The organism is Polaromonas sp. (assembly GCF_036676035.1).
Lineage (GTDB): Bacteria > Pseudomonadota > Gammaproteobacteria > Burkholderiales > Burkholderiaceae_C > Polaromonas.
The window spans coordinates 1-8,850 of the sequence record NZ_JAKFDR010000077.1; the positions used below are offsets into that span (position 1 = coordinate 1).

An 8,850-nucleotide genomic window follows, 5' to 3' on the forward strand; every position below is an offset into this window, starting at 1 on the left:
TTTTCGGGCGGTCTGCGGCGTTGCACTGCTTGCCAATAGCCGGGCTATTGGCGGCGCACTGCGCCTTGCACCCCATCCCGAAAAGACACCTGCGCGACCCCAAATAAAGCGTGAACAGGCTCTAAACTGCCACCATGCAGATTTACATGGTCGGTGGTGCGGTGCGCGATGCCTTGCTGGGCTTGCCGGTGCAGGACCACGACTGGGTGGTGGTGGGCGCCACGCCGGAAGAACTCGTTGCGCAGGGCTTTCTGCCGGTCGGCAAGGATTTCCCGGTGTTTCTGCACCCCGACACCAGGGAAGAGTACGCGCTGGCGCGCACCGAGCGCAAAACCGCGCGCGGCTACCACGGCTTTACCGTGCAAGCCGCGCCCGACGTCACGCTGGAGCAGGACCTGGCGCGGCGCGACCTCACTATCAATTCGATAGCTGTCAGCGCACAAGCTTCAAGGACCAAAGGCCAATTCGACATTGACCTTGAAGCCCTGATCGACCCCTACGGCGGCCGGCAGGACCTTCAGAACAAGGTGCTGCGGCACGTGACCGGGGCCTTCCGCGAAGACCCGGTGCGCATCCTGCGCGTGGCGCGCTTTGCGGCGCGCTTTGCCGATTTCAGCGTGGCGCCGGAGACCCAGGCGCTGATGCGGGCCATGGTGGACGACGGCGAAGTGGACGCGCTGGTCCCCGAACGGGTCTGGCAGGAGCTGGCGCGCGGCCTGATGGAACACCGGCCCTCGCGCCTGTTTGACGTACTGCGCGACTGCGGCGCCTTGCAAAAGCTCTTGCCCGAAGTCGACAGGCTCTGGGGCGTGCCGCAGCGCGCCGACTACCACCCCGAGGTCGATACCGGCGTGCACCTGATGATGGTGCTGGACATGGCGGCGCAGCTAGGCGCTTCGCTGCCGGTGCGTTTTGCCTGCCTCACACATGACCTGGGCAAGGGCACGACGCCGGCCGAGGTACTTCCGCGCCACACCGGCCACGAGGAGCGCAGCGTGGAGCTGCTCAAGGATGTCTGCCAGCGGCTGCGCGTGCCCACCGAGTGCCGCGAGCTGGCCGACGTGGTGGCGCGCGAGCACGGCAACATCCACCGCAGCAGCGAATTTGGCGCGGCCGCGCTGGTGCGTCTGCTGGAGCGCTGCGACGCCTTTCGCAAGCCGCAGCGCTTTGCCGAGGCGCTGCTGGCCTGCGAGTGCGATGCCCGCGGCCGCCTGGGGCTGCAGGACCAGCCCTACCCGCAGCGCCAGCGCCTGCTGGCGGCGCTGGCCAGCGCCCAGGCCGTGCCCACCAGCGCCATCGCGGCCAGCGCCCAGCTGGCGGGCGCCGACGGGAAAAAGATTGGCGAGTTGATCCATGCCGCCCGCGTGCAGGCCGTCGAACAGTGGCTGGCCTCACCGGCGCCGCACTAGGGCCAGCCTTGCTATGCTTGCCCCATGGCCCATTTACTGATTGCTGAAGACGACGAACTGCTGCGCGACGCGCTGGCCGCCCTGCTGGAGCAAAGCGGGCACAGCGTGGCCTGCGCGGCCAATGGCGCCATCGCGCGTGAGCTGCTCGAATCCACCCGTTTTGACGGCGTGATCCTGGACCTCGGTCTGCCGCTGGTTGACGGCATGGACGTGCTGCGCTGGATACGCCAGCGGCTGCTCGCCCTGCCGGTGCTGATCCTGACGGCGCGCGACGGCATTGATGACCGGGTGCAGGGCCTGAACGCCGGCGCTGACGACTACCTCACCAAACCCTTCATCATGGCCGAGCTGCAGGCGCGCCTGCAGGCCATGCTCAGGCGCTCCCGCCTGCCGGCCTTTGGCGGCTCGCTGGAGATCACCACCGCCGGTGCCCACAAGCTGCGGGTCGATGCCACGCTGCCGCGCGCCTGGCTGGGCGACGAGGCGCTGGAGCTGACGCAGCGCGAATGGGCACTGCTGTCGCTGCTGGTGGCCAACGCCGGCCAAGTGGTCAGCCGCGAAGACGTGCTCAACGCCTGGCAGGCCGAGCCCGCCGAAAGCGGCGTGGGCTCCAACGCGCTGGAGGTGTATGTGCACCGCCTGCGGCGCAAGCTGGGGGATTCGGGCTTGAGCATCCGCAACGTGCGCGGGCTGGGCTACATGCTGGAATCGGGCGCCGCATGAAGCAGGCCGGCCGGCCGCCGGGCCTGTCGCTGAAGCGGCAGCTGCTGCTGTGGCTGCTGCTGCCGCAGCTGGTGCTGTGGCTGGCCGGCGGTGTGCTGGCCTGGCGCGTGGCGCTCAATTACGCCGAGAAAGGCATTGACCAGTCGCTGACGCAATCGGTGCGCTCGCTGGCGCGGCAGGTCAAGCCCATCGGCTCGGGCCTGCTGGTGGATTTTCCGCGCGCGGCGCAGGACATCCTGGAGCAGGACCCGACGGACCGCGTGGGTTACATGGTGTCGTCGCCGCCGGGCCGCTTTGTGCTGGGCAATGGCCAGCTGCCGCCGCCCCCGCCCGAGCTCATCATCGAAGCCGGTGAGCCACTGATTTACGAGGCCCGGCTGGCCGGCAAGCCGGTGCGCGTGGCCTTGCTCGAGGTGAACTATGGCGAAGCGGATTCGCCCCAGCGCCTGCGCGTGCAGGTGGCCAAAAGCCTGGCGGTGCAGCAGCGCATTGCGCGCGAGCTGGTGGCCGACATGCTGCTGCCGCTGCTGGTGCTGGGCTTGCTGCTGGGGGTGCTGATGTACGCCGGCATCACGCGCGGCCTGCGCCCGCTCAAGCGCCTGGAGGCCCAGCTGGGCGACCGCACCGGCCGCACGCTGACCGCGCTGCCGCCGATCGAGCTGAAAGAGGCCCCGCAGGAGGTGCATTCGCTGGCCGCCGCCGTCAACCAGCTGCTTGACGCGGTGCGGCGCAGCCTGGGCCAGGAAAAGCGCTTCCTCAACGACGCGGCGCACCAGCTGCGCACCCCGCTGGCCGGGCTGGTCAGCCAGACCGAGCTGGCCCTGCAGGAGAGCGACCTCCAGGCCCTGAAAGAGCGGCTGGGCAAGGTGCATGCCGGGGCCCTGCGCAGCGCGCACCTGGTGCACCAGCTGCTGTCGCTGGCCCGCACCGAGGCTGAGGTGAGCCTGCAGCCGCTCGACGTCGCCGCGCTGGCGCGCGAGGTCGCCCGCGAATGGACGCGGCGCGCCCTGGCGGCCGGTATTGACCTGGGCTATGAAGGGGAAGACACGCTGGCGCTGCACGGCGAAAAGCTGCTGCTGCGCGAGTCGCTGAACAACCTGATCGAGAACGCGCTGCACTATGCCGGCCAGGGCACTGCCGTCACGGTGCGGGTGCGGCGCGAGCCGGACCACTGCCTGCTGGAAGTCGAAGACAACGGGCCGGGCCTGCGTGAAAACGATCTGCCCCATGCCTTCGAGCGCTTCTGGCGCGCCAGTGAACTGCCCGGCGGCTGCGGCCTGGGGCTGGCCATCGTGGCTGAAATTGCCCAGCGCCATGGCGGCACGGCCAGCGTGCATGCGGCGCAGCCTTCGGGCCTGCTGGTGCGGCTGAGCTTGCCGCTGCCTGGCCCTAAAGACCGAGCCTAGAGCCGGACCCCGCTGCCCACATCAAACCAGTTGACATGCGCGGCACTGAGCTGCAGGCCCACTGCGTCGCCGGGCTGAACCCGGGTCTGCGGCGACGTGCGTACCGTGATGTCGCCGGCGCCGGTCCTGACCACCACAAAGGTGTCGGCCCCGGTCGGCTCCACCACGCTGACCTCGCCACGCCAGGGGGCGTCGTCGCTGAAGCTGAGGTGCTCGGGCCGCACGCCGAGCAGGGCGTCTGCACCGGCCGGGCAGGCCAGCGGCAGGCTCGCACCTTGTATATCAAACAAGCCACTAGCCCCCGTTTTATTTGCGCTGCCAGCTATCAAATTCATAGTAGGCGAGCCGATGAAGGAGGCCACATAGGTGTTGGCCGGGCGGCTGTAGATGTCGTCGGGTGTGCCGAGCTGCTGCAGCACGCCGTCTTTCATCACCGCAATGCGGCTGCCCAGGGTCATGGCTTCGATCTGGTCGTGCGTCACGTAGACGCTGGTGATGCCGCTGGCCTGGTGCAGACGCTTGATCTCGGCGCGCATCTCGACGCGCAGCTTGGCGTCCAGGTTGCTCAAAGGCTCGTCAAACAAGAACAGCTGCGGCTGGCGCGCCAGCGCCCGGCCCATGGCCACGCGCTGGCGCTGGCCACCCGAGAGCTGCGCCGGGCGGCGGTCCAGCAGATGGGTGATTTGCAGCATGGCGGCCACCTCAGCGATGCGCTTTTCGCGCTCCGCCCTGGGCACCTTGCGCATCTCCAGCGCAAAGCCAATGTTCTCGGCCACGCTCATGGTCGGGTACAGCGCGTAGCTCTGAAACACCATGGCGATGTCGCGCTGGGCGGGGGCAACACCCACCACGTTGCGATTGCCAATGCGGATTTCACCCTCGGTGGGGTCGTCCAGCCCGGCAATGATGCTGAGCAGGGTCGATTTGCCGCAGCCCGAGGGACCGACCAGGATGAGAAATTCGCCCGGTGCCACATCGATGTCGATGCGCTTGAGCACCTCGACGGTTTTGTCGCCGCTGCCAAAGGTTTTGCGGATGCCGGAAATATGCAGTGCTGAAGCCATGGTTAACCTTTCACGGCGCCGGCCGTGAGTCCTTTCACAAAATATTGACCCGCCAGCACATAGATCAGCATGGTGGGCAAGCCCGCGATCACGGCAGCCGCCATGTCGACGTTGTAGTTTTTCACGCTGCTGCTGGTGTTGACCATGTTGTTCAGCCCCACGGTGATGGGTTTGCTGTCGGCGCCGCTGAAGGCCACGCCGAACAGGAAGTCGTTCCAGATGTTGGTGAACTGCCAGATCAGCGTGACCATCACAATGGGCGTGGACAGCGGCACGATGATGCGAAAGAAGATGCGCCAGAAACCCGCGCCATCAATGCGCGCGGCGTTCACCAGCTCTTTGGGAACGGCGGCGTAGTAGTTGCGAAAAAACAGCGTGGTGCCCGCCAGGCCGGCCAGGCAATGCACGAAGATCAGGCCGCCGACCGAGCTGGAAATGCCCAGCCAGCCCAGCACCTGGCTCATCGGCAGCAGCACCACCTGAAACGGCATGAACACGCCAAACAGCATGAAGCCAAACAGCAAATCACTGCCGCGAAACTTCCACAAACTCAGCACGTAGCCATTGATGGCGCCCCACAGGGTCGAGATCAGCACCGCCGGGAACACGATCAGCACCGAGTTCCAGAAAAAGGGCTGCAAGCCCCGGCAGTCGGTGCCGGTGCAGGCGCTGGACCAGGCCAGCGTCCAGGCTTCAAAGTTCAGGCTGGAAGGCAGGCTGAGCAGGTTGCCGCTGCGGATTTCTTCAGCGTCCTTGAACGAAGTGGCCAGCATCACATACATCGGGGCCAGAAACAGCACCGCCGCCAGCAGCAGCACGCCATAAATCAACACACGGCTCATGGAAATCCAGCGGCTCCCGCGGAGCGTGCCTTGCCCGGCCGCAGGGGACGCCCTCTTGAGGAGGGAGGCAGGCGCGCGGAGTGAGTCCGCAACGGGGGTGGGCTCAATGTTCATGGGGCTTGCTCCGCAGTTCACTGTACAAATAAGGCACCACAATCGCCGCCACGGTGGCCAGCATCATGGTGGCGCTGGCGGCGCCCAGGCCAATCTGGCCACGGGTAAAGCTCATCACATACATGAAGGTGGCGGGCACGTCGGTGGCATAGCCGGGGCCGCCGCCGGTCAGCGCCATCACCAGGTCAAAGCTCTTGATCGACAGGTGCGACAAGACCATGACGGTGGAGAACACCACGGGCCGCAAAATCGGCAAAATAATGCGCCAGTAAATACGCGGCAGGCTGGCGCCGTCGATCTGCGCGGCCTTGATGATGCTGTCGTCAATGCCGCGCAGCCCGGCCAGAAACAGCGCCATGGCAAACCCGGCCGACTGCCAGATACCGGCAATCACCACGCAGTAAATGGCGGTGTCGCTTTGCACCAGCCAGTCGAAGCTAAAGCTGCTCCAGCCGATGTCGTGCATCAGCTTTTCCAGCCCCAGGCTGGGGTTGAGCATCCACTTCCAGGCCGTGCCGGTGACGATGAACGACAGCGCCATGGGGTACAAATAAATCGTGCGCAGCCAGCCTTCGGCGCGGACCTTCTGGTCCAGCACAATCGCCAGCGCCATGCCAATCAGCATGGCCACGCCGACGTACAGCACGCTGAAAATCCCCAGATTCTTCAGTGCCAGCCACCAGCGGTCCATCTCCCACAGTTTGGCGTACTGCGCCAAGCCGGCGAACTCGTCGTAGTTGGGCAGCATGCGCGAGGTGGTCAGGGACAACACCCCGTTCCAGATCATCAGCCCGTAAATAAAGGCGAAACCCAGCACAAAGCCGGGCGCAATCACCAGCTTGGGCAGGGTCTGCTCAAAGGTCGGTTTCATGGGAGTGGCTCTCAAAAAAGATAAACCCCCCATCCCGCGACCAAGGTGCCAGGAGGGGATGGGGGAAGTGCTGATGCACCGAAGCCTGACGCTACTTATTTCGTAGCAGCCGCGGACGCAATCGTCTTCATGGCGTCAGCCACGCTGATCTTGTCGTTGTTCCAGAACTGGCTGACGGCGTCCTTGATCGCGCCTTCAGCTGCGGGGCTGACGGCCATGCCGTGGGCGATGGAAGGCAACAGGCTGCCGGTCTTGGCGGTGTCTACAAAGTCTTTGGCAGAGGTTTTGGCGCAGTCGTCAAATTTGTCCATCTTCATGTTCAGGCGCACCGGAATGGAACCCTTGTTCAGGTTGAACACTTCCTGAAACTCGGTTCCCATGATCGCTGCGGCCAGATCGCCCTGGGCTTTTTGCGCATCGGCGGCCTTGAGCTTGAACATGGCGAACGAATCGACGTTGAAGGTGTAGGCGTTGGCCGTGCCGGGGGCGGCGGCGCACAGGAAGTCCTTGCCAGGCACCTTGCCAGCGGCCAAAAACTCGCCCTTGGCCCAGTCGCCCATGAACTGAAAGCCGGCCTTGCCCTGCATCACCATGGCGGTGGTCAGGTTCCAGTCGCGCCCGGCGGAGGCCGCGTCGGTGTAGCCCTTGATCTTGCGGAAGGTTTCCAGCGATTTTTTCATCGTATCGCTGCCCAGCGCCTTGGCGTCGAGCTTGACCAGCGCATCGTTGTAGAACTTGGCGCCACCCACGCCCAGCACCACCGATTCAAAGGTGGTGAAGTCTTGCCAGTTCTGGCCACCGTGGGCCACGGCGATCAGGCCGGCGGCCTTGATCTTGTCGGCCGCCGCAAAAAACTCGTCGTAGTTCTTGGGCATGCCGGCCACCCCGGCTTTTTTCAGCACCTCGGGGCTGGCCCAGACCCAGTTCACGCGGTGCACATTGACCGGCGCGGCGACGTAGTTGCCCTTGTACTTCATGACATCGGCGACAGCCTTGGGCAGCAGGCTGTCCCATTTTTCGGCCTTGGCTGTTGTGTCCAGGTTAGCCAGCACGCCTTCAGCGGCCCATTCCTGAATGGCCGGGCCCTTGATCTGGGCGGCCGCGGGCGGGTTGCCCGAGACTACACGGCTCTTCAGCACGGTCGCGGCATTGTCGCCACCGCCACCGGCCACGGCAAAGTCCTTCCAGACATGGCTCTTGGCCTGCATGATCTTCTTGAGTTCAGCCACCGACTTGGCTTCGCCGCCCGAGGTCCAGTAATGCAGCACCTCCACCTCACCAGCCTGCGCAGACACAGCGGCGGTGGCCAGTAATACGGCAGCCGTCAGGTTTGAAATTTTGAACATGTTGTCTCCAAGTAAGCCCCTTCGGCACACAGCGCCAGGAGCATGAATGAATTCGGCGAACACCATGCCCGTCGAATTAATTAATTATTCATTAATCTTTCAACTTCAGCCCTAGGACTTACCCGGAGAACCGACCCGGCGTGGTGTCATGAGCGAGGAATCAAATGAAGTCCGGCCGCAAAAGAGCGGCCGGAAGAGAGAAAAAGGACGAAACGACAGCGGGGGCAGGGGAAACCGCCCGAAAAATCAGGCCACCAAGGCCAGCGCGCCGTAGTCGCCCACTTTGTCCTGCAGGCCGGCGGGCACCAGCATGACACCCTGCGTCAGCGAAGGCAGCTTGCCGCTGAGGTGCGACTGCAGCCTGGGCAGCAGGTAATCGCGGTGGTGCCAGAACACGCTGCCGCCCACGCTGATGCCTTGCAGGTCCAGCGTGACCACCAGGTTGTAGAGCGCCCGGCCCATGACCCGGCATAACTCGTCAACAATGGTCACAGCCCCCGACTCTCCTGCGCGAGCAGCTATCAAAAGAGTAGCAGAATCGGCATAGCCCTGCGTGCCAAAACGCCGGGCGATGGCGTTGCCGGCGACCAGCGCCTCCAGATCACCCACATTGCCGCAGCCGCACAGGGCCTCGTCGTTGTCGCTGACAAACATATGGCCGGCATGTCCGGCGTTGCCGTTTTTGCCGCGCAGCACATGGCCGTCCACACACAGGCCCATGCCGATGCCGGTGCTCCAGGTGACGTAGGCGCAACTGGCCATGCCCTGCAGCGCCCCCCAGCGGCGCTCGGCTTCCAGTGCGGCGATACCGTCGTTTTCAATCCGCACCAGCCCGAACGCTTCACGCAACGGTGCCTCCAGCACGGCGCTGGTCCAGTCGTTGGGCAGGCCGCGCGCTTTGCCAGCCAGACCGCCGCAAATATTCGGTGCTGCCAGCTCCACCAGGCCCTGGTTCAGCACAAACGGGCCGCAGGAGGCCACGCCAACGGCCGACAGCGCGCCCTGCGAAATCCCGGCCAGGCGGCAGCTTTCACCAATCATGCGCAGCACTTGCCGGCCCAGCGCATCGCTCGCG

General features: G+C 65.1%; 8 protein-coding genes. 3 read left to right on the forward strand and 5 right to left on the reverse strand.

All coding sequences use genetic code 11. From position 1 onward, the window contains the following. Positions 1-134: 134 nt before the first annotated feature. Genes V6M61_RS12670 through V6M61_RS12680 form a run of 3 tightly spaced genes read left to right on the forward strand, consistent with a single transcriptional unit; the run spans position 135 to position 3,538 of the window. Complete coding sequence (locus V6M61_RS12670) at positions 135-1,409, forward strand: multifunctional CCA addition/repair protein (protein ID WP_332776936.1); 1,275 nt, start codon at positions 135-137, stop codon at positions 1,407-1,409. Between the two features lie 24 nt (positions 1,410-1,433). Next, positions 1,434-2,132 (forward strand): response regulator, encoded by a 699-nt coding sequence (locus V6M61_RS12675; RefSeq protein ID WP_332776937.1) that lies wholly within the window; start codon positions 1,434-1,436, stop codon positions 2,130-2,132. Next, the gene (locus tag V6M61_RS12680; protein WP_332776938.1) at positions 2,129-3,538 is read left to right on the forward strand and encodes a sensor histidine kinase; all 1,410 of its coding nucleotides are present in this window, start codon (positions 2,129-2,131) and stop codon (positions 3,536-3,538) included. The genes V6M61_RS12675 and V6M61_RS12680 overlap by 4 nt, the downstream gene beginning before the upstream one ends. On the opposite strand, the gene V6M61_RS12685 is transcribed toward V6M61_RS12680, so the two are convergent. The 5 genes from V6M61_RS12685 to V6M61_RS12705 form a co-directional block, all read right to left on the reverse strand. After that, complete coding sequence (locus V6M61_RS12685) at positions 3,535-4,602, reverse strand: ABC transporter ATP-binding protein (RefSeq protein WP_332776939.1); 1,068 nt, start codon at positions 4,600-4,602, stop codon at positions 3,535-3,537. The genes V6M61_RS12680 and V6M61_RS12685 overlap by 4 nt on opposite strands. Before the next feature lie 2 nt (positions 4,603-4,604). Further along, a complete protein-coding gene (locus V6M61_RS12690) occupies positions 4,605-5,444 on the reverse strand; it encodes a carbohydrate ABC transporter permease (protein WP_332776940.1) in 840 nt (279 codons plus the stop codon). Positions 5,445-5,547: 103 nt separating this feature from the next. Then, complete coding sequence (locus V6M61_RS12695; RefSeq protein ID WP_332776941.1) at positions 5,548-6,429, reverse strand: carbohydrate ABC transporter permease; 882 nt, start codon at positions 6,427-6,429, stop codon at positions 5,548-5,550. Between the two features lie 95 nt (positions 6,430-6,524). Further along, positions 6,525-7,775 (reverse strand): ABC transporter substrate-binding protein, encoded by a 1,251-nt coding sequence (locus V6M61_RS12700; protein ID WP_332776942.1) that lies wholly within the window; start codon positions 7,773-7,775, stop codon positions 6,525-6,527. 246 nt (positions 7,776-8,021) lie between these two features. Then, positions 8,022-8,850 (reverse strand): ROK family protein (locus V6M61_RS12705; protein ID WP_332776943.1); only part of this gene is annotated, 829 nt, incomplete at its 5' end.